The 23,402-nt window shown below is 71.8% G+C and carries 25 protein-coding genes; 19 read left to right on the top strand and 6 right to left on the bottom strand.

The genetic code is table 11. The features are described from left to right. Positions 1 to 54: 54 nt before the first annotated feature. Positions 55 to 558: an inorganic diphosphatase gene (locus CLV43_RS02545; RefSeq protein ID WP_106185295.1), complete on the bottom strand. Its 504-nt coding sequence runs from the start codon at positions 556 to 558 to the stop codon at positions 55 to 57. A gap of 163 nt (positions 559 to 721) precedes the next feature. On the opposite strand from CLV43_RS02545, the gene dacB reads away from it, so the two are divergent. From dacB to hpt, 4 genes are read left to right on the top strand one after another with little or no spacing between them, the layout of a single operon-like run. After that, complete coding sequence (gene dacB / locus CLV43_RS02550; RefSeq protein WP_146174623.1) at positions 722 to 2,749, top strand: D-alanyl-D-alanine carboxypeptidase/D-alanyl-D-alanine endopeptidase; 2,028 nt, start codon at positions 722 to 724, stop codon at positions 2,747 to 2,749. A gap of 58 nt (positions 2,750 to 2,807) precedes the next feature. After that, complete coding sequence (locus tag CLV43_RS02555; protein ID WP_245886082.1) at positions 2,808 to 3,875, top strand: zinc-dependent metalloprotease; 1,068 nt, start codon at positions 2,808 to 2,810, stop codon at positions 3,873 to 3,875. Further along, positions 3,872 to 4,819 carry a tRNA lysidine(34) synthetase TilS gene (gene tilS / locus CLV43_RS02560; RefSeq protein ID WP_106185298.1) on the top strand — a complete coding sequence of 316 codons (948 nt, stop codon included), beginning with the start codon at positions 3,872 to 3,874 and terminating at the stop codon, positions 4,817 to 4,819. Before CLV43_RS02555 ends, tilS begins: the two co-directional genes overlap by 4 nt. Before the next feature lie 13 nt (positions 4,820 to 4,832). Continuing rightward, the gene (gene hpt, locus CLV43_RS02565; protein ID WP_106185299.1) at positions 4,833 to 5,384 is read left to right on the top strand and encodes a hypoxanthine phosphoribosyltransferase; all 552 of its coding nucleotides are present in this window, start codon (positions 4,833 to 4,835) and stop codon (positions 5,382 to 5,384) included. 194 nt (positions 5,385 to 5,578) lie between these two features. Here hpt and CLV43_RS02570 read toward each other — a convergent pair whose 3' ends face one another. Further along, positions 5,579 to 7,225, bottom strand: coding sequence for a substrate-binding and VWA domain-containing protein (locus CLV43_RS02570; protein ID WP_245886083.1), 1,647 nt, complete (start codon positions 7,223 to 7,225; stop codon positions 5,579 to 5,581). 602 nt (positions 7,226 to 7,827) lie between these two features. Here CLV43_RS02570 and ftsH point away from each other — a divergent pair. The 9 genes from ftsH (at position 7,828) to CLV43_RS02615 (ending at position 15,417) form a co-directional block, all read left to right on the top strand. Continuing rightward, positions 7,828 to 10,038, top strand: a complete 2,211-nt coding sequence (gene ftsH, locus CLV43_RS02575) for an ATP-dependent zinc metalloprotease FtsH (protein WP_106185301.1) — start codon at positions 7,828 to 7,830, stop codon at positions 10,036 to 10,038. A gap of 5 nt (positions 10,039 to 10,043) precedes the next feature. Then, positions 10,044 to 10,679: a GTP cyclohydrolase I FolE gene (gene folE / locus CLV43_RS02580; protein WP_245886172.1), complete on the top strand. Its 636-nt coding sequence runs from the start codon at positions 10,044 to 10,046 to the stop codon at positions 10,677 to 10,679. A 29-nt stretch (positions 10,680 to 10,708) separates the two neighbouring features. Continuing rightward, a complete protein-coding gene (gene folP / locus CLV43_RS02585; RefSeq protein WP_106185303.1) occupies positions 10,709 to 11,488 on the top strand; it encodes a dihydropteroate synthase in 780 nt (259 codons plus the stop codon). Continuing rightward, positions 11,485 to 11,850: a dihydroneopterin aldolase gene (gene folB, locus CLV43_RS02590; RefSeq protein WP_106185304.1), complete on the top strand. Its 366-nt coding sequence runs from the start codon at positions 11,485 to 11,487 to the stop codon at positions 11,848 to 11,850. Before folP ends, folB begins: the two co-directional genes overlap by 4 nt. Further along, positions 11,847 to 12,350 (top strand): 2-amino-4-hydroxy-6-hydroxymethyldihydropteridine diphosphokinase, encoded by a 504-nt coding sequence (folK, locus tag CLV43_RS02595; RefSeq protein WP_106185305.1) that lies wholly within the window; start codon positions 11,847 to 11,849, stop codon positions 12,348 to 12,350. Before folB ends, folK begins: the two co-directional genes overlap by 4 nt. 26 nt (positions 12,351 to 12,376) lie before the next feature. Then, a complete protein-coding gene (locus CLV43_RS02600; RefSeq protein ID WP_146174624.1) occupies positions 12,377 to 13,234 on the top strand; it encodes a helix-turn-helix domain-containing protein in 858 nt (285 codons plus the stop codon). Between the two features lie 15 nt (positions 13,235 to 13,249). Next, positions 13,250 to 13,423, top strand: a complete 174-nt coding sequence (locus CLV43_RS02605; protein WP_106185307.1) for a DUF397 domain-containing protein — start codon at positions 13,250 to 13,252, stop codon at positions 13,421 to 13,423. 33 nt (positions 13,424 to 13,456) lie between these two features. Next, on the top strand, positions 13,457 to 13,909 hold the full coding sequence (locus CLV43_RS02610) for a DUF3180 domain-containing protein (protein WP_106185308.1): 453 nt from the start codon (positions 13,457 to 13,459) through the stop codon (positions 13,907 to 13,909). Between the two features lie 131 nt (positions 13,910 to 14,040). Continuing rightward, positions 14,041 to 15,417 carry a DUF6779 domain-containing protein gene (locus CLV43_RS02615; RefSeq protein WP_106185309.1) on the top strand — a complete coding sequence of 459 codons (1,377 nt, stop codon included), beginning with the start codon at positions 14,041 to 14,043 and terminating at the stop codon, positions 15,415 to 15,417. Positions 15,418 to 15,421: 4 nt separating this feature from the next. Here CLV43_RS02615 and CLV43_RS02620 read toward each other — a convergent pair whose 3' ends face one another. Genes CLV43_RS02620 through CLV43_RS02630 form a run of 3 tightly spaced genes read right to left on the bottom strand, consistent with a single transcriptional unit; the run spans position 15,422 to position 17,423 of the window. Next, a complete protein-coding gene (locus tag CLV43_RS02620) occupies positions 15,422 to 16,549 on the bottom strand; it encodes an NADH-quinone oxidoreductase subunit D (protein ID WP_211304199.1) in 1,128 nt (375 codons plus the stop codon). Positions 16,550 to 16,566: 17 nt separating this feature from the next. After that, positions 16,567 to 17,013 (bottom strand): DUF1203 domain-containing protein, encoded by a 447-nt coding sequence (locus CLV43_RS02625; protein WP_106185311.1) that lies wholly within the window; start codon positions 17,011 to 17,013, stop codon positions 16,567 to 16,569. A gap of 56 nt (positions 17,014 to 17,069) precedes the next feature. Next, the gene (locus CLV43_RS02630; protein ID WP_106185312.1) at positions 17,070 to 17,423 is read right to left on the bottom strand and encodes a DoxX family protein; all 354 of its coding nucleotides are present in this window, start codon (positions 17,421 to 17,423) and stop codon (positions 17,070 to 17,072) included. A gap of 80 nt (positions 17,424 to 17,503) precedes the next feature. On the opposite strand from CLV43_RS02630, the gene CLV43_RS02635 reads away from it, so the two are divergent. Next, a complete protein-coding gene (locus CLV43_RS02635; RefSeq protein WP_211304200.1) occupies positions 17,504 to 17,959 on the top strand; it encodes a MarR family winged helix-turn-helix transcriptional regulator in 456 nt (151 codons plus the stop codon). On the opposite strand, the gene CLV43_RS02640 is transcribed toward CLV43_RS02635, so the two are convergent. Beyond that, on the bottom strand, positions 17,956 to 18,879 hold the full coding sequence (locus tag CLV43_RS02640; RefSeq protein ID WP_106185314.1) for an SAM-dependent methyltransferase: 924 nt from the start codon (positions 18,877 to 18,879) through the stop codon (positions 17,956 to 17,958). The two genes, CLV43_RS02635 and CLV43_RS02640, sit on opposite strands and share 4 nt — an antisense overlap. A gap of 194 nt (positions 18,880 to 19,073) precedes the next feature. Here CLV43_RS02640 and CLV43_RS02645 point away from each other — a divergent pair, with 194 nt between their 5' ends. From CLV43_RS02645 to CLV43_RS02665, 5 genes are all read left to right on the top strand, one after another. Continuing rightward, positions 19,074 to 20,192 (top strand): PrsW family intramembrane metalloprotease, encoded by a 1,119-nt coding sequence (locus CLV43_RS02645; RefSeq protein ID WP_106185937.1) that lies wholly within the window; start codon positions 19,074 to 19,076, stop codon positions 20,190 to 20,192. A gap of 141 nt (positions 20,193 to 20,333) precedes the next feature. Beyond that, positions 20,334 to 21,221, top strand: a complete 888-nt coding sequence (locus CLV43_RS02650) for a Rossmann-like and DUF2520 domain-containing protein (protein ID WP_106185315.1) — start codon at positions 20,334 to 20,336, stop codon at positions 21,219 to 21,221. Then, a complete protein-coding gene (panC, locus tag CLV43_RS02655) occupies positions 21,218 to 22,108 on the top strand; it encodes a pantoate--beta-alanine ligase (RefSeq protein WP_106185316.1) in 891 nt (296 codons plus the stop codon). The genes CLV43_RS02650 and panC overlap by 4 nt, the downstream gene beginning before the upstream one ends. A gap of 14 nt (positions 22,109 to 22,122) precedes the next feature. Then, positions 22,123 to 22,587, top strand: coding sequence for an aspartate 1-decarboxylase (gene panD, locus CLV43_RS02660; protein WP_106185317.1), 465 nt, complete (start codon positions 22,123 to 22,125; stop codon positions 22,585 to 22,587). Between the two features lie 10 nt (positions 22,588 to 22,597). Next, on the top strand, positions 22,598 to 23,383 hold the full coding sequence (locus CLV43_RS02665) for a type III pantothenate kinase (RefSeq protein ID WP_106185318.1): 786 nt from the start codon (positions 22,598 to 22,600) through the stop codon (positions 23,381 to 23,383). Positions 23,384 to 23,402 lie beyond the last annotated feature (19 nt).

Consider the following 23,402-nt stretch of genomic DNA (forward strand, 5'->3'; position numbering starts at 1 on the left):
TGTAAGAAAAAGGCCCCGCACCTCGTGAGGTGCGGGGCCTTTTTCGGTCAAGTACTAATGGTCCTCGCCGCGAGCCACTGCGTCCTTGAGACGCTGGTAGGACCTGACGACCTCGGCTTCGGCCTCGACGCGGCCGACCCAGCTGGCGCCTTCGACGCTCTTGCCGGGCTCGAGGTCCTTGTAGACCTCGAAGAAGTGCTGGATCTCCAGGCGGTAGAACTCGTTCAGGTGGTGGATGTCGCGCAGGTGCTCCGACCGCGGGTCGTCGGCGGGCACGCAGAGCAGCTTGTCGTCGCCGCCCTTCTCGTCGGTCATGCGGAACATGCCGATGGCGCGCGACTTGATCAGGCAGCCGGGGAACGTCGGCTCCTGGACGATCACCAGCGCGTCGAGCGGGTCGCCGTCCTCGCCGAGGGTGTTGTCCACGAACCCGTAGTCCGCCGGGTACTGGGTGGCCGTGAACAGGGTGCGGTCCAAGCGGATGCGACCTGTCTTGTGGTCCATCTCGTACTTGTTGCGCACACCCTTGGGGATCTCGATGGTGACGTCGAACTCCACTGCGCGTCCTCGCTCGTCTCGCCTCGTCGTGCTGAGGTGACGCCGCGTATGCGACACCCTCCGCTGTTGCGCCACTAGTGTGGACTACGACGTCCGCGCGACCCGCATCGTGGTGGTTGCCGACGGGTGTGAGATTGCCCTTACAAGATCTACGGAGGATCGCGTGCCCGGACCTGGCGACCCCGATCCCGGTGTGCCGGACGAGCTTTCGTGGCCCACCGAGGACGACGACTCGGGGGTCTTCGAGATCCCCGTGCAGGAGCCCGCCGACCCGCCGAAACCACCGGCGGACCCGCCCAAGCCCCCTGCGGACCCGCCGACGGTCACGTCGAAGGCGCCGGCCGACAAGCCGAAGCCGCCTGCCGACCCGCCGACCGTCATGTCGAAGGCACCTGTCGACAGGCTGAAGGCGCCCGCGGACCCGCCGACGGTGATGTCGAAGGCGCCAGCCGACAGGCCGAAGGCACCGGTGGACCCGCCGACCGTGAAGGTCCAGCGGCCGAAGCCGGTCCCGCCGCCGCGCCCGGCGGACCCGCCGACCATGCGGATCCAGGTGCCGAGGCCGCAGCCGAAGCTGCCGCAGCTCTCCCCGCCGCTGCGCCCGATGGTCCAGCCGGGGCCCGCGGAGCCCAGGGCGCTGCCCGAGCGGATCCCGGCCCAGAACCAGGGCCAGAACCAGCCGCGGCCCCCCGCCCAGAACCAGCAGCAGAAGCCCCCGCAGGGCGAACCGGCCTCGGCCCCCGAGCCCGTGCAGGAGACCACCGACCTCACGAAGCCCGCGCCCGCCGACGCGCCGGAGGACGCCCCGAAGCGCCGCAAGCCGCTGCTGCTCGCCGGCGCGCTGGTGCTCGTGATCGCCCTCGCGGGCGGTGCGGTGTTCGCGGCCGACCGGCTCGACTGGTTCGGCGGCACGGCGGCGTCCACCACCCAGCCGCCCGCCCCGCCCGCGAAGGTGTCGCTGTCGGTGAAGGGCGTCACCAAGGACGCCCCCACCCCGAGCGCCTCCGGCATCAGCGCCGCGCTGGCGGGACCCGCCGCAGCGGGGGTGCTCAGCCCGTTGACCGGGGTCGTGATCGACCCGGCGACCGGCACCGCGCTGTGGCAGCAGAACGACACCACCCCGCTGGTGCCCGCGTCCACGATCAAGATCCTGGTCGCCTCCGCCGCGCTGCTGTCGCTCGACCACTCCGCGCAGCTGTCCACGAAGGTCGTCCAGGGCGACGCGCCCGGCACCGTGGTGATCATCGGCGGCGGTGACCCGACGCTGTCGTCGCAGTCCGAGGACGTCACGACCGTCTACCCCGGCGCCGCGACCATCGACGACCTCGCCGCGCAGGTCAAGGCCAACGTCTCCGGTCCCGTCACGGCGGTCCAGTACGACCTCGGCCGGTACGCGGGCGAGAGCCTCGCGCCCGGCTGGGACCAGGCCGACATCGCGGGCGGCTCGATCACGCCGATGGTGCCGCTGATGCTCGACGGCGGCAGGCAGGACCCGATGAACCCGAACAGCCCGCGCACCGCCACGCCCGCCGCGGACGCCGCCAACGCGCTGGCGCAGCGGCTCGGCGTGACCGCCGTGACCCCCGGTTCGGCGCCCTCCGGCGGCAGCCCGAAGGTGCTCGGCGAGGTGAAGTCCGCGCCGGTCGACCAGCTCGTCGAGAACGCCATGCAGATCTCGGACAACATCCTGGCCGAGGCGCTGGCCCGCGAGGTCGCCAAGGTCAACGGCCAGCAGCCCTCGTTCGAGGGCGCCGCCAAGGCCGTGAAGGACGTGCTGACCAAGAACCAGTTCGACGTCGGCGGCACCACGGTCGTCGACGCCAGCGGCATGTCGCCGCAGAACAAGATCCCGGCGAAGCTGCTCGGCCAGATCATCGAGGTCGCCGCCAAGCCGGATGCGAGCGACCCGCGCACCGCGAAGCTGCGCCCGCTGCTGACCGCCCTGCCCGTCGCGGGCGGCAGCGGCACCCTGGCGGGCCGCTACCAGACGGTCGCGTCGAGCGGGAAGGGCTGGGTGCGCGCCAAGACCGGCACCCTGACCGGCGTGAACTCGCTCGCGGGCGCCGTCGTGGACACCGACGGCAAGCTCCTGGTGTTCGCGTTCATGTCCAACAGCCCCGGCAACACCGACGAGGTCCGCCAGGCCCTGGACGTACTGGCAGCCACCCTGCGTGGCTGTGGATGCCCCTAGTGCGGCATCCGGTCGACGGTCGTCGCGCCCGCTCGGACGCGCAGGTAGCGTCGGAAGCGTGAACGCGGCACCGCAAGCCCGTGTGGCACGACCGGGCGAGACGACGACCCCTGTGGACTGGGAGCTGGCCGCGTCCACGGCCGCGCGACTGGTGCGGCCGGGGCCGGTGATCCCGAGAGCGGAGGCCGACGTCGCCGTGCACCGGCTGCGGGAGCTCGCTCCCGAGGCCGAGGTGCACGTGCGCGAGCTGACCGGGCTCGGCCACGGCCTCCCGCTGCTGCCCGGAGAGGTCGTGGACCGGCCCGCGTGGGCGCGCGCCGCGGTGCAGGGGCTGTCCGCGCTGACGGACTCCGCGATGCCCCGGACCAGCGGCCCGCTCGGCGGGGTCGTGGCGAGCACGGCCGGGGTGCAGGCGGGGATCGTGCTGTCGTTCCTGAGCTCCCGCGTGCTCGGCCAGTACGACCCGTTCGGCGCCGACGGCGGCGGACGGCTGCTGCTGGTGGCGCCGAACATCGTGGGCGCGCAGCGGGCGCTGGACGTGCCCGCCGAGGACTTCAGCCTGTGGGTCTGCCTGCACGAGTGCACGCACCGGCTCCAGTTCACCGGGGTGCCGTGGCTGCGCGAGTACTTCGCGACCCAGGTCGCGGACCTGCTGGTGGCCATGGACTCGTCGTCCGGGTCGATCACCAAGCTGCCCGACATGGTGCGCGAGTTCCGCAAGCGCATCCGCGAGACCGAGGGCCCGATGGGGCTGATCGAGCTGTTCCAGTCCGCCGACCAGAAGGCCGCGATCGACCGGCTGGTCGCGCTGTCGACGCTGCTGGAGGGCCACGCCGACCACGTCATGGACGCCGTCGGCCCGTCCGTGGTGCCGTCGGTGCAGACCATCCGCGACCGGTTCACCGAACGCCGCAAGGGCGGCGGCGTGCTGGACCGGGCGCTGCGCACCCTGCTCGGCGTGGAGGCGAAGGTCCGCCAGTACGCCGAGGGCGCCGCGTTCACCGGGCACGTCGTGGACGCGGTCGGCATGGAGCGGTTCAACGTGGTCTGGACGTCGCCGGAGACGCTGCCGACCCGCGCGGAGATCACCGATCCGGCGGAGTGGCTGCGCCGCGTCGCGCCGTGAGCGGGCCGCACCCCGCCGTCTCCGAGGTGCGCACGGCGGTCCGGCGGTTCCTCGTCGACGCCGACGAGCACCTGGCGTGCGGTGGGGTCGCGGTCGCGGTGTCGGGTGGCGCGGACTCGTTGGCGCTGGCCGCGGCCACCGCGCACGTCGCCGGGCGGCTGGACCTGAGGGTGCGCGGCCTGGTCGTGGACCACGGGCTCCAGGCCGGGTCGGCCGAGGTCGCCGAGCGGGCCGCGGACCAGTGCCGGGGGCTCGGGCTCGACGCCGAGGTGCTGCCGGTCGTGGTCGACGGCGGCGGCGGTCCCGAGGCGGCCGCGCGCCGGGCCAGGTACGCCGCGCTGCGACCGGACAAGGGGCTCGTGCTGCTCGGCCACACCAGGGACGACCAGGCCGAGACGGTGCTGCTGGGGCTCGGGCGCGGGTCCGGTCCCCGGTCGATCGCCGGGATGCGCCCCCTCGACCCGCCGTGGGGCAGGCCGTTGCTCGGGGTCTCCCGCGCGACCACGACCGCCGCCTGCGCGGCACTGGGCCTCGACCCGTGGCACGACCCGCACAACGCCGACCCCGCGTTCACGAGGGTCCGGCTGCGCACCGAGGTGCTGCCCCTCCTGGAGGACGTCCTGCAAGGCGGGGTCGCGGCCGCGCTGGCCCGCACGGCGGCCCAGCTGCGCGAGGACAACGACGCCCTGGACGGCATCGCCGAGGCCTTCGAAGGTGATCCCGCCGACATCGCCGCGCTGGAGCCGCTGCCCCCCGCCGTGCGCCGCCGGGTGATCAGGCGCTGGCTGCTCGCCTCAGGTGCGCCCGAGTTGTCCGATTCGCACGTTCGGGCGGTGGACGCGCTGGTAGCCGGGTGGAAAGGCCAGGGCGGAGTGTGGCTGTCCGGCGGGTTGGTGGCGCGGCGTGCGCATGGCAGGCTCAGGCTTGACCCAAGGCAGTCATGACAGAGGGGACACCGTGTACGACGGCGACATCGCCTCAACGCTGATCACCGAGCAGGAGATCGGCGACAAGGTAACCGAACTCGCGAAGAAAGTCGCGGCCGACTACCCCCACGACGGTGGATCCGATCTCGTGCTGATCACGGTGCTCAAGGGCGCGGTGATGTTCATGACCGACCTGGCGAGGGCGCTCCCCGTGCCCGTCCAGCTGGAGTTCATGGCGGTCAGCTCGTACGGCTCCTCCACGTCCTCCTCGGGCGTCGTCCGCATCCTCAAGGACCTCGACCGGGACATCGCCGACCGCGACGTCCTGATCGTCGAGGACATCATCGACTCCGGACTCACGCTGTCGTGGCTGCTGAAGAACCTGGCGTCGCGCAAACCGCGCTCGCTGGAGGTCTGCACGCTGCTGCGCAAGCCCGACGCCATCAAGGTCGAGGTGCCGGTCAAGTACGTCGGCTTCGACATCCCCAACGAGTTCGTCGTCGGCTACGGCCTCGACTACGCCGAGCGCTACCGCGACCTGCCCTACATCGGCACGCTGGACCCGAAGGTCTACTCGGTGTAATTGGTCGCTGCTTCGCAGACTCCGGCGGGGCCGCCGGGGAGTCGGCAGTTCGGCCCCGATTTTCCGACGCCGGGGACTGCGTCGCCGACGTCGGAAAACCGGGGCCGACCTACCGACGCGGCCCCGCGTGGTGGTCGGGTAGGTGTGACAGGAAGGGCCCCGCACAGGGTGTGTGCGGGGCCCTTTTCCGTGGGTCAGCAGTTCGGGCGGCAGCGCCTTTGGCTGATGGCGTCGAGCAGGACGCCTTGGATGTCGGCGGGCTGGAGTGCCTGGTAGGCCTTGCCGCCGGTGGCGTTGGAGATCTGGCGCAGGGCGTCCATGTCGGCCTCCTGGCCGAGCCCAACCATGATCATCGGCACCGGGCGGGCCGGGTCGGCCTCCTTCTGGAAGGTCGCGACCAGGTCGGCCATGCCGATGCTGGAGATGTCGTCGTTCTTGCCGTCGGTGATCAGCGTGACCGAGTTGATCTTCAGCGGGTCGTAGGTCGACTGCATGAAGCGCCACGCGGCCAGCGCCGTGTCGTTGAGCGCGGTGCCGCCGCCGACGATCGACGCCAGGCCCTGCGCACCCGCGACCAGGACGTCGCGCCGCGGCTTGCCGCCGAGCGGCTCGCCCAGCGGGCCGATCGGGACGAGCGAGATCCAGTCGTTCGGCGGCTTCTTGTCCGTCGAGAACGCCCACAGGCCGATGTCCGAGGTGTCCGGCATCAGGCCCAGCGCGGTCAGCGCCGCCTGCGTGGCGGCCTCGATCCGGGTCTGGCCGTTGCTCATCTTCTCGGCCATCGAGCCGGACACGTCCAGCACCGCGAGCATCCGCGAGTCGAGGCTGATCGCGCCCCACGTGCGCAGCAGCTCGGACACCTGGTCGGTCGTCGGCGCCTTCAGCAGCGTGACCTTGTCGCCGTTGACGCCGTCCTTCTCGGTCGTCCACCCCGACGGGGCGAGGCCCTGCGGGTTGCGGAACCCGGCGTCGGAGAACCGCTTCGCGGCCTCCGGCGAGCGCAGCGCCTTCTCGAACCCGGCCGCGGCGGACTCCGTGCCGGAGTGCTCACCCGGCCTGCTCACCCGCACCAGCGGGAAGTCGAAGCCGAGCGTGCCCTCCTTGGGGTAGGAGGCGACGACCCGGCGTTCACCGACCGACCGGTTGTTCGCCATCACGTTCTGCTCGCTCGCGGTGAACACCGGCGCGTTCTCGGCGCCCTGGGTGACCTTGTTGAACGCGTCGCGCACCGACGGCAGCGCCGCCCGGCCGACCCGCAGCAGCGCGCTGACCAGCTCCGGCTTCGGCGTGCCGTCGGGGTTGCCGAGCAGGCCGCGGATGACGGCCAGCGTGGCGAGCCCCTCGGTGGACTGCGTCGGGTCGCTCAGCGTCACGGGCACGGCCGGGTCGACCACGCGGGTCCAGCTGACCGGCGTCACCGGCCAGCCCAGCTTCGTCATCGCCTGCTCGGAGCCCGCGATGACCAGCGGCGAGCTGGCCAGCGACTTGCGCACGTCAAGCCGCGGCGCGTCGGTGCCGACCTCGCCCGCCGCCTTCTGCGTCTCGGCCGCCCACATCGACGAGTCCGGGATCCACAGCGCGGGCGGGTTGATCTGCGCGGTCGGCAGCTCGGTCGCCACGTCGGCCGCGGCCCGCGACTCGATCGTCACCTGGACGCACCGGCCGTCCACGATCGGCTGGCCCGCCTGGTAGTCGGCGGCGGTCTGCCGCACGACGTCCTCGACGGCGGGTGCCACCGCGACCTTCAGCGGGAGAGCGCCTTGGCAGTCCGCGCCCGCGGTGGTCTTGAGCGCGACCACGGTGACGCTGACTGCCGCGACCACGCCGATCAGCGCTCCCACGGGGAGGAGCGCGCGACGGAGGATGCTGGGGGGCTGGTTGCGCGATGACATGCCGTCGGTACCTTCGGTTAGGTATTCACCCTTGGGGTGGCGGGAAACTCTCCGTGGTGCTGAGGGGGACACGTGCTCGGCCGTTCGGGACGAGGCTCGGATCTCCCATAACCCGAGTGGATCGATGCAGGTGGCTACGTGTTAAACGCGGTACCCCCATCGAGTGTTACGGGTGGCCGGGGTCGGAAGTTCACGACCAGTCTCGCCCATCCGGCGACATCGGCCGTGAGATTGCGCCGTTCGGCCCAGTCCGCTACTGCGCCGGTCGCCTGAACAATGCTCACGTATTGGAATTCCTGAACCTTTCCGGCCCGCCGGTCGTGTTGGGGGTCACGGCGGGGAACCGCCTGCCGGGTTCGTCCGTTGACCGCTCAGTACAGTCCGAGTGCACGTTCTTGCCGCATCCCGCGTGGATCGGCCGGGGCGGGCCGACGGGCGGTAGGCTGGCCGGACGGGTGGACCCGTCAGTGCCCGTCGACGGGAGAGGTGGGGCCCCCATCACCCGACATGCAAGTCAGGGAGGGTCGAGGCCGCCCGACGGCCGTAAGTGAATGGACCGCAAGCGCCTGCTTCGCAACCCGCTGCTGTGGATCGCGGCGGTGTTGATGTTCTACTTCATCTTCACCATGCTCTTCGACGACACCAGGGGGTACACCCCGGTCAAGACGTCCGAAGCGCTGCAACAAGTGCGCGACGGGAAGGTCAAGGAAGTCACGCTGGAGGACAAGGAGCAGCGGCTCAAGCTGACCCTGAACCCCGGCACGACCTTCAACGGCAAAGACCGCCTGATCACGCAGTTCCCGGCGTCTTCGACCGACGAGATCTTCACCATCCTGGACACGGCGCCCAACAAGCCCGTGCTCGAGACGAAGGTCAGCCAGGAATCGTTCCTGATGCAGGTGCTGATCTACCTGGTGCCGCTCGGGCTGCTGTTGCTGCTGCTGATGTGGATGATGAACAACGCCCAGGGCGGCGGCAACCGCGTCATGAACTTCGGCAAGTCCAAGGCCAAGCAGTTGTCCAAGGACATGCCCAAGACGACGTTCGGTGATGTCGCCGGAGCCGAGGAGGCCGTCGAGGAGCTGGAGGAGATCAAGGACTTCCTCCAGAACCCCGGCCGCTACCAGGCCCTGGGCGCGAAGATCCCGAAGGGCGTCCTGCTCTACGGCCCTCCCGGAACCGGCAAGACCCTGCTCGCCCGCGCCGTCGCGGGTGAGGCAGGCGTGCCGTTCTACTCCATCTCGGGCTCGGACTTCGTCGAGATGTTCGTCGGCGTCGGCGCCTCGCGCGTCCGCGACCTGTTCGAGCAGGCCAAGGCCAACGCGCCCTGCATCATCTTCGTCGACGAGATCGACGCCGTCGGCCGCCACCGCGGCGCGGGCATGGGCGGCGGTCACGACGAGCGCGAGCAGACCCTCAACCAGCTGCTGGTGGAGATGGACGGCTTCGACTCGCGCGGCGGGATCATCCTGATCGCGGCGACGAACCGGCCGGACATCCTCGACCCCGCGCTGCTGCGCCCCGGTCGCTTCGACCGGCAGATCCCGGTGTCCCCGCCGGACCTGAAGGGCCGCAAGCAGATCCTGCGCGTGCACTCGAAGGGCAAGCCCCTCGCCGACGAGCTCGACCTCGACGGCCTGGCCAAGCGCACCGTCGGGTTCTCCGGCGCCGACCTGGCCAACGTCGTCAACGAGGCCGCGCTGCTGACCGCGCGCAAGAACGGCACGGTCATCACGGGCGTCGAGCTGGAGGAGTCCGTCGACCGCGTGATCGGCGGCCCCGCCCGCAAGAGCAGGCTCATCTCCGAGAAGGAGAAGAAGATCACCGCGTACCACGAGGCCGGGCACGCCCTGGCCGCGTGGGCCATGCCGGACATCGACCCGGTCTACAAGGTCACGATCCTCGCCCGCGGCCGGACGGGTGGCCACACCCTCTCCGTGCCCGAGGAGGACAAGGACCTGATGACCAGGTCCGAGATGATCGCCCGGCTGGTGTTCGCGCTTGGCGGCCGGTCCGCGGAGGAGCTGGTCTTCCACGAGCCGACCACGGGCGCCTCGAACGACATCGAGCAGGCGACCAAGATCGCCCGCGCGATGGTCACCGAGTACGGCATGAGCGCCAAGCTCGGCGCCGTGAAGTACGGCCAGGAGCAGGGCGAGCCCTTCCTCGGCCGCACCGCCGGTCGCCAGGCGGACTACTCGCTCGAGGTCGCGCACGAGATCGACGAGGAAGTCCGCAAGCTCATCGAGGCCGCGCACACCGAGGCGTACGAGGTGCTCAACACCTACCGCGACGTCCTGGACGACCTCACGCTCGAGCTGATCGAGAAGGAGACCCTGCACCAGAAGGACCTGGAGCGGATCTTCGCGCGGGTCGAGAAGCGGCCGCGGATCACCCAGTTCAACGACTTCGGTGACCGCACGCCCTCGGACATCCCGCCGGTCAAGACGCCGGGTGAGCTCGCCAAGGAACGCGGCGAGCCGTGGCCCCCCGTCGTGGAGGACACCCTCCCGCCGGAGCCCCCGCCGCTCAGCGACCGCCCGCAGGACCCGCCGCCGCACGCCAACGGGGCGCCGAACGGGTACCAGCCGCAGCCGGTCAACCAGTCCGGGCCGCCGAACTACGGCGCGCCCCCCGGCTGGACCCCGGCCACGGTCCCCGGCGGCCAGTCCTCCGGCTCCTGGGCTCCGGCCCCGACCGAGCCGACCGAGGCCGAGGCGGGCAAGAGGTCGTTCGACAACGACCCGGACAACCGCAAGTGACCGAGATCGACCACCACGACGACGCCGGCCTCCCCAGCAGCAACGGGGAGGCCGGCGTCGCGCGGCGCGTCTTCGACCACGCCCGCGCCGAACGCGCCGTCCGCGAGCTGCTGATCGCCTGCGGCGAGGACCCGGAACGCGAAGGCCTCCGCGACACCCCCGCACGGGTCGCCCGCGCCTACCGCGAGCTGTTCGCCGGTCTCTACACCGACCCCGACAGCGTCCTCGCGAAGACCTTCGACGAGAGCCACGAGGAACTCGTCCTGGTGACCGATATCCCGATGTATTCGTTCTGTGAACACCACCTCCTGCCCTTCCACGGCGTCGCGCACGTCGGGTACATCCCGAACGAGCAGGGCCGGGTGACGGGGTTGTCGAAGTTGGCGCGGCTGGTCGACCTGTACGCGAAGCGGCCGCAGGTGCAGGAGCGGTTGACGTCGCAGATCGCCGAGGCGCTGGTGCGCAGGCTGGAACCGCGCGGTGTGATCGTCGTGGTGGAGGCCGAGCACCTGTGCATGGGCATGCGCGGGGTGCGCAAGCCAGGGTCGCGCACGACGACGTCGGCGGTGCGGGGGATCCTGCGCAGCTCGGCGTCCTCGCGCTCAGAGGCGATCAACCTGATCAGAGGACGTCTGAGGTGAGCGTGCCCGAGCCTGGGCACTGCGTCGTGATGGGTGTCCTCAACGTCACGCCGGACTCGTTCTCCGATGGCGGCCGCTACCTCGACCACGACCACGCGGTGTCGCACGGCGTGGCGATGCACCGGCGCGGCGCGGACATCGTGGACGTGGGCGGTGAGTCGACCCGGCCCGGTGCCGAGCGGGTCGCGGCGGACGTGGAGTCGGCCCGGATCACGTCGGTGATCAGCTCGTTGGTGGCCGAGGGTGTGCCGGTGAGCGTGGACACCTCCCGCGCGGAGGTGGCCTACGCGGCCCTGGACGCCGGGGCGTCGATCATCAACGACGTGTCCGGTGGGCTGGCGGACCCGAACATGGCGAAGGTCGCGGCCGAGGCCGGGGTTCCGTGGATCCTGATGCACTGGCGCGGGCTGAGCCGGGAGATGGACTCGCTGGCCACCTACACCGACGTGGTGCACGAGGTGCGCGACGAGCTGCTGGCCCGCGTGGACGCGGCGCTGGCGGCGGGGGTGCGGCCGGACAACATCGTGCTCGACCCCGGTCTGGGGTTCGCGAAGCGCGCCGAGCACAACTGGCAGCTGCTGCACCGGCTGGACGAGTTGCTGGCGCTGGGTTTCCCGGTGCTGGTCGGCGCGTCCCGCAAGCGCTTCCTGGGCAGCCTGCTGAGCAGCCGCGAGCCGGACGGCCGGGAGGACGCCACCGCGGCAGTGTCGGCGCTGTCGGCGTTCGTGGGGGCCTGGGGGGTGCGGGTGCACGACGTGGACAAGTCGCTCGACGCCGTCACCGTGGCGCGCGCCTGGAGGCGGGGATGACACCCGACCGGATCACGTTGACCGGTCTGCGGGTGCGCGGTCACCACGGCGTCTTCGAGCACGAGAAGCGCGACGGCCAGGACTTCCTGGTCGACGTCACGGCGTGGCTGGACCTGAGCCGTGCCGCGGAGACCGACGACCTGGCCGACACGCTGCACTACGGCGAGCTGGCCGAGGGGGTGGCCGCGATCGTGGCGGGCAGGCCGTACGACCTGATCGAGGCGCTCGCGGGCCGGATCGCCGACGAGGTGATGGTCGACGACCGGCTGCACGCCGTGGAGGTCACCGTGCACAAGCCATCGGCCCCGATCCCGCTGTCGTTCGCCGACGTGTCGGTCACCGTCCACCGGGCCAGGTCGTGACGAGGGCGGTCCTGTCGATCGGCTCGAACCTGGGCGACCGGTTCGGCTACCTCCAGCTGGCCGTGCGGGGGTTCGCGGACGTGCTGGTCGCGGTGTCCCCGGTGTACGAGACGGCGCCGTGGGGCGTGGTGGACCAGGACGACTTCCTCAACGCCGTGCTGGTCGTCGAGTCGCCGGACGTGGACGAGTGGGGCTGGCTGCGGCGTGGGCAGGAGCTGGAGCGCGCCGCCGAACGGGTGCGCGACCGGCGTTGGGGGCCCCGGACACTGGACGTCGACGTGGTCGCGGTGGACGGCGTCCTTTCGAGTGACCCCGAGTTGCTTTTGCCGCATCCGGGCGCGCATGAACGTGCCACTGTGTTGATTCCCTGGCTGGCCGTATCACCCGATGCGGTATTGCCGGGATTCGGGCGTATCGCTGAACTGGACTTCGACGATGAAGGTGTGCGCTTGCGCACAGACCTTTCGTTGAATATTCGCACAACAAAAATTGGCGAATAACGCTATTCGTCCCTACAATTTCCGGCATGAGCTCGTACAAGCCGAATGTGCGCGAAAGACTCGTGGCCCGCAGTCTTGCGGCGTGGCGCTGGGAAACGGGCCGCAGCGGCGCCGACGTGTGCAAGGCCGCGGGCTTCTCGCAGGCGAAGCTGAGCAAGATCGAGAATGCGCACCACCCCATCAAGCCCGCCGACGTGATGGCGCTGGGTCTGATCTACCAGGTTCCCGAGAAGGAGCGCACGCTCGTCTACGAGGCCGCCGAACGGGCTCTCGTGCCAGGCTGGTGGGAGGAGCTGCCGCCGGACGTGGTGGCCGACGCCGTGCGGGACTACCTGGCCCTGGAGTCCGGCGCCGAGCTGGCCAGGGTGTTCCGGACCGACCTGGTTCCCGGTCTCCTGCAGACCAGGGCGTACGCGCTGGCGTTGGCGAAGGCATTTGTCCCACGGCCAACGGAACAAGTCGCGTTGAGCCAGGTGGAAGCGCGAATCAAGCGCCAGGAAAGGCTCTGCCAAGTCGAGAAACCATTGACCGTACATGCAATTCTGGGTGAGGCGGTGCTTCGTCATCCGGTTGGCGGATCGGAGGTCATGAAGGAGCAGTTGCGCCATCTGCTGAAGATGGGTGAGTCCGATCGCGTGGTTCTCCGGGTGATCCCGGCGGCAGTGGGAGCCCATCCCGCCTTGGGATACCAGTTCACCATCCTGTCGTTCGCCGAGGAGCACTTCGACGACGTCGTCTACCTGGAGCAGTTGGCCGGTGGTCGATATGTCGAGTCACCCAAGGGGCGTGAGCCCTATACCCTGAACTTCGCCGCCCTCCAGGAGGTGGCGTTGAGTCCAGGAGGTTCGGCGGACCTGATCGCGGAAGTTGCCGACGGCGGGTAGCTGTGGGAGGCGCGGATGTCCGAGCTCGTGTGGCGCAGGTCGAGCTACAGCGGTGGCGGCGGCAACGAGTGCGTCGAACTCGCCTTCCCGCCCGCGGTGGTCGCCGTGCGGGACTCCAAGAACCCCGACGGCCCGCGGCTGGTCTTCCCGAGGGCCGCGCTGGTCGTCCTCCTCCGGTTGGCCCGCTAGCCCCTGGCCGCCGAGTTGGGTGAGGATGGGGTCGTGAGGTTCACCAAGGCACGTGATCTGCTCGCGGCCGGTCTGGTCGCCGGACTGCTCGCGCACCTCCTACTGCGGTTGGCCTACGGCTCGTTGGCGGCGCTGCCGAAGCTCGCCGGGCTGACCCTGCTGATGATCGCCGTCGTCGACGTGGTGCTCGGCTTCTCGTTGCGCGCCCGGATCCTCCGCAAGCCCGGCGCGAAGCCCGTGGAGCCCCTCACAGCGGCCCGCGCGGTGGCTCTGGCGAAAGCTTCCTCACTTTTGGGAGCGATCATGGCGGGCGGTTGGGCGGGTGTCCTCATCTACGTCCTGCCGGTGCGCGGCGAGTTCGACGCGGCGGCTAACGACATGGTCAGTGCCATTGTGGGCATCGTCTGCGCGGCTCTGCTGATCGCTTCGGCGCTGTGGTTGGAGCACTGCTGCAAGACCCCTCGGTCCACGCACCAGGACAGTTAGATACGACAAGATTGGTCTCAGTCGCATAACTCCCAGGTACCGTATGGGCCATGACCGGCCGAGGCGCGTCGCCGAGCGACGAGCAACAAGATCGCGGTCGTGGCACCGGGCGTCTACTACTCGTAGCGGCAATGGCGCTCGCCCTCGTGGCCGCGGCCCTGCTGGTGCTGAGCGACAACGCCCGTTACCTGCGACTGGCAGTGGTTTCCGCGCTCTGGGCCGCCCTCGTCGGTGCTTTCCTGGCCGCGCGGTACCGGCGGCAGGTCGCCGACCGCGAGGACGAGGTGGCGGACCTCCAGTCGGTCTACGAGCTGGAGCTGGAGCGCGAGGTCGCCGCCCGCCGCGAGTACGAGCTGGAGATCGAGGCGGAGTCGCGCAAGCGCATCCAGGAGGAGTCGCGGGACGACCTCGACGCGCTGCGCGACGAGCTGCGCGCGCTGCGGGAGAACCTGCAGGCCCTGCTGGGCGGTGAGGTCCTGGTCGAACGGGTGGCGCTGCGCGCGGAGTCGACGCGCATGCGGTCGCTGTCGGACCAGTCGAGGCTCATGGCGATCGGCGACCGGCAGATCATCAACACCGAGGGCGACCGCGTCCGCGGCATCACGGCGGGTCCCGCCAAGCCCGCGGTCAAGAAGGTCGTGGCGGAGCAGCCGCCCGCCGTGGAGCGCACGGAGCTGATCGAGCGGGTCGTGGCGGAGACGCGCAAGCCCGCCCGCCAGGAGCCGGTCCGCCCGTCCACCAACTACACCGAGCCGGTGCGCCGCGAGCCGTCGCGGCCGCAGCAGCGGCCCGCGCAGCCACCCATCGTGGTGCGCCGCGACCCGCCGAAGCCGGAACGCTCGCCCGAGCCGCCGAAGCCGCCGGTGCGCCGCGACCAGCCGACGGCGCGGACCAACCGCTCCGACGTGTTCGACTCGATGGAGATGGGGCTCGGCCAACTGGGCCAGCCGTTCCAGGAGCAGCGCAGGCCCGAGGCGCCCCGGCTGCCGGAGCCGCCGAAGCCCGCCCCGAAGCAGCCTGCCCGCGGTCCGCGTCCGCCGGTGGAGCGCACCGGGATGTTCCAGTCCGAGGCCCCGCGCCCGGCCGAGGAGCTGCCGCAGACGAGCGGTCGCAGGCGTGCCGCGGACGAGCGCCCCAAGTGGGAGGGGACCGGTGTGTACAGCACCGGCCGCGGCGAGCCGGTGAAGGAACGCCCGTCGTGGGACGGCAACGGCGCCTACGGCACCGGTCGCGGCGAGCCCGTCAAGGAGAAGCGCCCCGGCTGGGAGGGCGGCAGCCCCAACGGCACCGGTCGCGGTGAGCCGGTCAAGGACAGGCGTCCCGGCTGGGAGGGCGGCGGTGCGTTCGCCACCGGCCGCGGTGAGCCCGTGAAGCCCGGTCGCCGCAGCGCGCCGGACCCGGACGACCCGGCGGGCGCGCACGCCGACGGCAAGTCGGTCAGCGAGCTGCTGGCCTCGTTGGGCAACACCGAGTCGCCCCGCCGTCGCCGCCGCCGCGAAGAGGACTGAAGCCCTACTTGTCGATGTCGCCGACCACGACCGCGAACGAGCCCAGCACCGCGGCGAGGTCGGCGACGCGCGTTCCGGGCAGCAGCGCGGACAGCGCCTGCACGTTGTTGAACGAGGGCGTGCGCAGCTTCAGCCGCCACGGCGTCTTCTCGCCGCGCGAGGCCAGGTGCACGCCCGAGGTGCCCAGCGGCGCCTCCACCCGCGTGTAGACCGAGCCCTCGGGTGCCTTGACCGCCTTGGGCAGCCGCAGGTTCACCGGCCCGCTCGGCAGCCGTTCCAGGCACCTCGCGACCAGCTCGACGGACTGCCGGGCCTCGTCGACGAGGCAGCGGACCCGTGCCAGCGCGTCGCCCTCGGTCCGCACGACCGGCCGCACGTCCAGCTCGCGGTAGGCGGGCAGCGGGTCGTCGCGGCGCAGGTCGAGGTCCACCCCGGACGCACGTCCGATCGGGCCGGTCACCCCGAGCGCGAGGGCAGCTTCCCGTTGCAGCACACCGACTCCGGCCAGCCGGTCGGTCACCGCGTGCGCCTCGACCACGTCCAGGTCCACAGTGGACACGGCGGTGGCGACCCGTTCGGTCCAGCCCGCGGGCACGTCCTCGCGCAGGCCACCGATCCGGTTGAACATGAAGTGGACGCGCCCACCGGACGCCTCCTCCAGCACCGCCTGCACGGCTTCCCGCCCGCGCAGCGCCGCCGCGGTCCCCTCGGTGCCACCGGGGGAGCGGGTCAGCGGGGCCAGGAACACCAGGTGCGCCATCAGCCGGTTCAGCTCGCACAGCAGCGCGCGCAGCCACTGCGCGCGCGCCGGCACGTCCATCCCGGTCATCCGCTCCACGGCCAGCGCCACCGCGAGCTCGTTGCAGAACGCGGCCAACCAGTCGTGCCGGTTGGCCAGCGTCAGCACCTGCCGGTAGTCCCTGACCTCGAACAGCTTCTCCGCGCCGCGGTGCAGGTGGCCGACCAGCGGCTCCGCGTCGACGATCACCGGGTCGTCGGCGTCGCCCCGGACGGTCAGCCGCAGGCGGTACGCGCCGTGCGCCGACGGGTGCAGTGGTCCGAGGTCGACCACGCGGTCCACGCCGAGGTGGCGCGCCCCGGCTCCGACGCCGACGGTGAGCTGTTCTGGCACGCGGTCATGCTCGCACGTCAGTCCCGCGTGACCGCGAACAGGAAGCACCCGTGTGACAGGCTGCGCACCTGCACCTGCTCGACGTCCGGGTCGGCCAGCAGCTTCTCCACCACGGCCTCCACCTCACCCGGTCCCGCAGCCTCGCCCGAGTGGATCCGCCCGCGCCCGTCGTAGGCCCGCAGCACCCTGGGCGCGGCGACCAGCGCGGCGGGCAGGACGTCGGTCCGCTCCGGCCCGCCGCACGCCTCGGCGTGCACGAACACCGGGCCGACCTCCTCGTACGGGCCGGTGCCCGCCTCGGGGGAGTAGCGGAACAGCACCAGCGGTTCGCCGTCACCCGCCCGCCCCAGGCAGCAGCGCAACGGCGAGCCGGGCCCCTCGGGCAGGAGCTCGTGGTGTTCGTCGGTGCCCGCGAGCGAGCGGGCGCGGTCGACGACGTCGTCCGGGAAGGCGTGGATCCTCATGGGACCCAGCCTGGCCGCGGGCCCGCCGGATGGCCGGCGGGTATCCGACGTCAGGGTCAGGCGGTGAGGATCCGGAGCACCAGCGCGGCCGCGACCAGCAGCGCCAGCACCGCGGACGGCACGGTCATCGCGGCCTTGTCCTTGAACCGGACGTGCACGATCACCGCGCCCGCCATCAGCAGGAACAGGCCGATCCCCGCCGCGATCCCGAGCGGCGCGAACCAGAGCCCGACCAGCAGGCCCGCGGCGCCCGCGTACTCCAGCAGACCGATGATCCGGTACGAGTCCTTGGTGAAGCCGTGCGACTCGGCCGCCTCGACCATCACCGGCTTCTGCAGGACCTTCGGCGTGCCCGCCGCGACGAACACGACGGCCAACAGTGCGCTGAGCACAAGAGTTGCGATGAACATAGCGTCGAAGATAGCAGATCGTTGAAGATGCTCAATGGTTATGCTCCGGGTATGATTGGTCTCTGGGTATGATTCGTGGGATGGACGACGAGCACATCGCGCGAAAACTGATGCACCTCGGCAAGGGTGTGGACGCGACGATGCGCCGCGACCTCGGCCTGCTGGGTCTGGCGCCGCGCCACGGCTTCGCGTTGCAGCACCTGTGCGACCACGGCCCGACCAGCCAGCAGGCGCTGATCGAGGCACTGGACGTCGACCCCAGCGTCCTGGTCGCCATCCTCAACGACCTGGAGAACGCGGGGCTGGCCGAGCGCAAGCGCGACCCCGAGGACCGCCGCAGGCACATCGTCGAGATGTCCGACCGCGGCCGCGAGGCACTCGACGCCATGAGCCGGGTCATCGACGGCATCGACCAGTCCCTGCTGGCCGACCTCAGCCAGGCCGACGTGGTCCAGCTCGGCGCCCTCCTCGACCGCCTCCGCCCGCCCGGCAGCGCCAACGCCTGCATCGAGGAACCGCCGAAGAGCGCTTGCTAGGGCCGCCACCCCGGCAGCGGCGGCAGCAGGTCGGCCGTCCGCACGCCCGCGGTCGCGTGCAGCAGCCACCCGAAGTCCCCGAGCCCCCCGGTCGCCCGCAGCTCCGCGACCCGGCCATCGCGCGCGGTCGCCTCCAGCCACGCCATCGGGTCGCCGCCGGGCACCTCCGGTCCGGTCGGCGTGATCCCCAACGCCCCCAACGCGTCCCGCTGCGACACCAGTACCCAGTCGCCCCCGGCCGCCGCCGCGCACGCGTCGAGCGCCACGTGGGCGGTGATGTCGCAGCTCCCGTCGAACACCGGCTCGACCCGCCGCCCGTCGCGGTACCCGGCCAGCGTCCCCGCGCGGTACCGCCCGGCGGCCCGGTCCGCCAGCAGGTGCCCGTAGTCCACGGCCAGCGCCGCCCCGCGCACCCGTCCCACCGCGTCCGCCCAGGCCGCATCCCGCGGCGCCCCCACCTCCGCCCGGTCCCCGTCCCCCAACGGCCACCACGTCCGCAGCCAGGGATCGTCGGAGGGGCCGACCACCACCGGGCACGGCACGGCGTCCAGCCACTCGTGCCCGACGAGCAACCCCGTCACGACCGCGGGCGGCTCCCGCACCCACGCCACCCCCGGCAACGTCCGCGCGGGCCCGACGTCCACCGCCGTCACCCGCAGCCGCCGGGCCAGGTCGCCGGTGGCCGACGCTCGCACGTCCGCCGCCAGCTCACCCCCGCCGGCGCCCATGTCCACGAAGTCCAGCCGCTCCGGCCGCCCCAGCGCCGCGTCCACCCCCGCCAGCAGCACGAGCAGCGCCTCGGCCAGCTCCGGTCCCACCAACGGCGAGGTCCGGAAGTGCCGTGCGGGCTTCTCGCCGCGCGCGAAGAACCCGCCCGGCGCGTACAGGGCGTCGTGCCACCGCGCTTCCCAGTCGACCACCGGGACAGTGTCGTCCAGGGCCCCCGGTCACCCACGCGGAGTCGCCCGAGCGCGTACCCCGCGTGCGCGTCCGCGATTCCGCGTCAACCGCCGGTCGGGTGTGCCCCTACAGTTTCCCTGTGACCGACGCCGACGCACTGCCGACGCCGCCTCCCGCCCGCAAGCGCAGCGAACAACGCCGCTGGACCGTGCTGATGCCGGTGGTGGGCCTCATCGCGCTGGCCTGCTCCGGGCTGGTGCTGTTCGCGCTCGGCACCAGCACGACGGGCCTGCTGCCGATCCTGGTCGGCGTGGTGGCCGCGCTGGTGCCCGTCGGGCCGGTGCTGATGGCCTACCTGTGGGTGGACCGCTGGGAGCCCGAGCCCGCGAAGATCCTGCTGCTGGCGTTCGCCTGGGGCGCGCTGGGCGCGACGATCTGCTCGCTGGCGTTCAACTCGCGGGCGCAGGCGATCGGCGACCTGATCCAGCAGGGCTTCGGCGCGGACTTCGCCGCCGTCATCGGCGCGCCGGTGGCCGAGGAGGCCGCGAAGGCGGCGTTCCTGGTGGTGCTGTTCGTCAGGCGCCGCAACGAGTTCGACGGTGTCGTGGACGGCATCGTCTACGCCGGTGTCACGGCGGCGGGCTTCGCGTTCACCGAGAACATCTGGTACTTCGCCAGGGTCTTCAACGAGGGCGGGTTCGGCACCGCGAGCAGCGGCATCGTCGGGCTGTTCATCCTGCGCGGGGTGCTGGCGCCGTTCGCGCACCCGCTGTTCACGTCGCTGACCGGCATCGGCATCGGGATCGCCGCGCTGAGCGGCAACAAGGTCGTGCGGGTCGTCGCGCCGGTCGTCGGCTACCTGTGCGCGGCCGGGCTGCACTCGCTGTGGAACTTCTCCACGACCGTCGGCGACGGCACGACGTTCATCAACCTGTACTTCCTGATCATGGTGCCGATCTTCGCGGGCATGGTCGTGCTGGTGGTGTGGCAGCGCCGCCGCGAGCAGCGCATCGTCGCCGCGCAGCTGCCGGAGATGGAGGCGCACCGGTGGATCGCGGCCAGCGAGGTGTCGCTGCTGGCGAGCATGCCGGGCCGGAAGAACTGGCGGCGGATCGTGCGCCGCAAGGTCGGCGAGCGGGCGTCCCGCGCGGTCGCGGCCTACCAGCACGCCGTGACGGAGCTGGCGTTCCTGCGGCACCGCATGGCGCAGGGCACCGCGGGAGCCGACGCGGAGCAGCGGCACCGGGTGCTGCTGTCGACGCTGCTGGCCGCCCGCCAGGCCGCCGTCGACGCCCCCGGCGCGGCCAAGGCCGAAGGCGGGCGGAACGGGTGAAGCTGGTCACCCGGACCCCACATTCGGATTTCCCGCCGATTACGCTCGCGGCCGTCGTCCGGTACCCGCGGAAAGGTCGGGACTGGAACGCCAGAAGGAGCCAGTCGCAATGAGCGCGACCACCCGAGCGGACACGACGCCGTGAACCGCCCGGCCAGACTCGCCGTCGGGGTCATCTCCGCCGGCCGTGTCGGTTCGGTGCTGGGCGCCGCACTGGCGCGCGCCGGCCACCTCACGGTCGCCGTGAGCGCCGTCTCCCAGGCCTCCCTGCGCCGCGCCGAGGACCTGCTGCCCGACGTGCCCGTGCTGACCCCGCCCGACGTCGCGGTCGCCGCGGACCTGCTGCTGCTCGCCGTCCCGGACGACGCGCTGCCGGGCCTCGTGCGCGGCCTGGTCGCCACGGGATCGCTGCGCGCGGGCCAGATCGTCGTGCACACCAGCGGCGCCCACGGTGTCGGCGTGCTCGCCCCGGCCGCCGAGATCGGCGCGCTGTGCGTGGCGCTGCACCCCGTGATGACGTTCACCGGCCGCACCGAGGACCTCCTGCGGATGACCGCCGCCAGCGTCGGCGTGACGGCGGCGGACGGCGACGAGGCGGCCTGGAGCGTCGGCGAGGCGCTCGTCGTGGAGATGGAAGCGGACCCGGTGCGCATCCCCGAGCACGTCCGCCCGCTCTACCACGCCGCGCTCGCGCACGGCGCGAACCACCTGGTCACCCTGGTCACCGAGTGCGCGGACCTGCTGCGCTCGGCCGGGATCGCCGGCCCGGAGCGGCTGCTCGGCCCGCTGCTGTCCGCGGCGCTGGACAACGCGCTGCGGCACGGCGACCGCGCCCTCACCGGCCCGGTCTCCCGCGGCGACGTCGGCACGGTCGGCAAGCACCTCGCCGTCCTCGCCGAACGGGCACCGGAGACGCTGCCCTCCTACCGGGTGCTGGCCCGGCGCACCGCCGACCGCGCCCTGGCGGCGGGCCTGCTCAAGCCCGAGGCCGCCACCGAAGTCCGAACCACCCTTGAGGACGACGCATGACGAAGCCCCTGTCCAAGGCCGACTACAGCCCCACGGGGGTGACCGTCCACCACGACCCGGCGCGGCTGACGCGGGTCGTCCGCGCGCTGCGCGCGGCCGGTCGCAACATCGCGCTCGTGCCCACGATGGGCGCGCTGCACGCGGGGCACCGCAAGCTGATCCGCGAAGCGCAGGTCATGCAGAACACGGTCGTCGTGGTGTCGGTGTTCGTGAACCCCTTGCAGTTCGGGCCGAACGAGGACCTCGCCCGCTACCCGCGCGCGCTGGAGTCCGATGTGGACATCTGCCGCGAGGAGCGCGTCGGCATCGTCTTCGCCCCCAGCGTCGAGGACATGTACCCGTTCGGCACCAACGTGTCCATCTCGCCGGGCGCGCTGGGCAACGAGCTGGAGGGCGCGACCCGCCCCGGCCACTTCGACGGCGTGCTGACCGTCGTGGCGAAGCTGTTCAACATCGTCGGCCCCACCTACGCGGTGTTCGGCGAGAAGGACTACCAGCAGCTCACCCTGGTCCACCGGATGGCGCGGGAGCTGAACTTCCCGCTCGACGTCGTCGGCGTGCCGACCGTCCGCGAGCACGACGGCCTCGCGCTGTCCTCGCGCAACCGGTTCCTCAGCGCGGAGGAGCGCCAGACCGCGGTCGGCCTGTCCGCCGCGCTGGTCGCCGGCGCGCACGTCAGCGCCCAGGGGCCGGAGGCCGTGCTGAAGACCGCGCGGGACACGCTGGCCGCCGTCCCCGGCATCGACCTGGACTACCTGGAGCTCCGCGCGCCCGACCTCGGCCCGGCACCGGAGAAGGGCGACGCCAGGCTGCTCGTGGCCGCCCGCGTCGGCACGACACGTCTGATCGACAACGCCGCCGTGCTCCTGGGCGACGGCGACGACTGAGGGGGAAGGCCGTCATGTTCCGCACCATGCTCAAGTCCAAGATCCACCGGGCCACCGTGACCCAGGCCGACCTGCACTACGTCGGCTCGGTCACCGTCGACCTCGACCTGATGGAGGCCGCGGACCTGCTGGCGGGCGAGCAGGTCGCGATCGTGGACGTCACCAACGGCGCCCGGCTGGAGACCTACGTCATCGCGGGCGAGCGCGGCAGCGGCGTGATCGGCATCAACGGTGCCGCCGCGCACCTCGTCCAGCCCGGCGACCTGGTCATCCTGATCGCCTACGGCGCCATGGACGACGCCGAGGCGCGCAAGTACGAGCCGAAGGTCGTCTTCGTGGACGCCGACAACAAGGTCGTCGAGCTCGGCGCGGACCTCGCGCACGCCCCGGAGGGCTCCGGGCTGAGCAGCGGGGCCATCACCGCCGCCGAGACCGCGGACGCCGCCGCGCTCGACGCCCTGATCCAAGCCGAGAACTGAGGAACGCCCAGTGCTGCTCGCGATCGACGTCGGCAACACCAACATCGTGCTCGGCCTGTACGACGGGCTGGGCGACCAGGCGGCGCTCGTGCGCGACTGGCGGATGCGCACCGACGCCAGGATGACCGCCGACGAGCTGGCGCTCACGATGCGCGGCCTGCTCGGCGAGTACGCCGACCGGATCACCGGCATCTCCGCGCTGTCCACCGTGCCCGCGGTGCTGCGCGAGCTGCGCGTGATGCTGGGCCGGTACTACTCGAAGGTGCCGAAGGTCGTGGTGGAGCCCGGCATCCGCACCGGCGTGCCGCTGCTCGTGGACAACCCGAAGGAGGTGGGCTCGGACCGGGTGATCAACACCCTGGCCGCCCACCACCTGCACAGCACCGCCTGCGTCGTGGTCGACTTCGGCACGTCCACCAACCTCGACGTGATCTCCGCGAAGGGCGAGTTCCTCGGCGGCGCGCTGGCGCCCGGCATCGAGATCTCGCTGGACGCGCTGGCCGCCCGCGCCGCCCAGCTCAGCAAGGTCGAGCTGGTCCGGCCGCGCGCGGTGATCGGCAAGAACACCGTGGAGTGCCTGCAGTCCGGCATCGTCTACGGGTTCGTCGGCCAGGTCGACGGTCTGGTCACCCGGATCATCGAGGAGCTGGGCGCCACCGAGCCCGGCGAGGTCACCGTGATCGCCACCGGCGGCCTCGCGCCGCTCGTGGTGTCGGAGTCCGCGACGATCAAGCACCACGTGCCCGACCTGACCCTGCTGGGCCTGCGGCTGGTCTTCGAGCGCAACATGCGCTGAGGTGCCGGGCGGGGGCGCC

Source organism: Umezawaea tangerina (genome assembly GCF_003002815.1).
In the GTDB taxonomy this organism is placed as follows: Bacteria; Actinomycetota; Actinomycetes; order Mycobacteriales; family Pseudonocardiaceae; genus Umezawaea; species Umezawaea tangerina.

Coding starts and splice junctions, on each gene's coding strand:
- panC (WP_106185316.1), top strand. CDS start 21,218: ATGACGAAGCCCCTGTCCAAGGCCGACTACAGCCCCACGGGGGTGACC.
- folP (WP_106185303.1), top strand. CDS start 10,709: ATGGGTGTCCTCAACGTCACGCCGGACTCGTTCTCCGATGGCGGCCGC.
- CLV43_RS02605 (WP_106185307.1), top strand. CDS start 13,250: ATGTCCGAGCTCGTGTGGCGCAGGTCGAGCTACAGCGGTGGCGGCGGC.
- CLV43_RS02630 (WP_106185312.1), bottom strand. CDS start 17,423: ATGTTCATCGCAACTCTTGTGCTCAGCGCACTGTTGGCCGTCGTGTTC.
- ftsH (WP_106185301.1), top strand. CDS start 7,828: ATGGACCGCAAGCGCCTGCTTCGCAACCCGCTGCTGTGGATCGCGGCG.
- CLV43_RS02625 (WP_106185311.1), bottom strand. CDS start 17,013: ATGAGGATCCACGCCTTCCCGGACGACGTCGTCGACCGCGCCCGCTCG.
- folB (WP_106185304.1), top strand. CDS start 11,485: ATGACACCCGACCGGATCACGTTGACCGGTCTGCGGGTGCGCGGTCAC.
- CLV43_RS02600 (WP_146174624.1), top strand. CDS start 12,377: ATGAGCTCGTACAAGCCGAATGTGCGCGAAAGACTCGTGGCCCGCAGT.
- CLV43_RS02615 (WP_106185309.1), top strand. CDS start 14,041: ATGGCGCTCGCCCTCGTGGCCGCGGCCCTGCTGGTGCTGAGCGACAAC.
- CLV43_RS02645 (WP_106185937.1), top strand. CDS start 19,074: ATGCCGGTGGTGGGCCTCATCGCGCTGGCCTGCTCCGGGCTGGTGCTG.
- CLV43_RS02635 (WP_211304200.1), top strand. CDS start 17,504: ATGGACGACGAGCACATCGCGCGAAAACTGATGCACCTCGGCAAGGGT.
- panD (WP_106185317.1), top strand. CDS start 22,123: ATGTTCCGCACCATGCTCAAGTCCAAGATCCACCGGGCCACCGTGACC.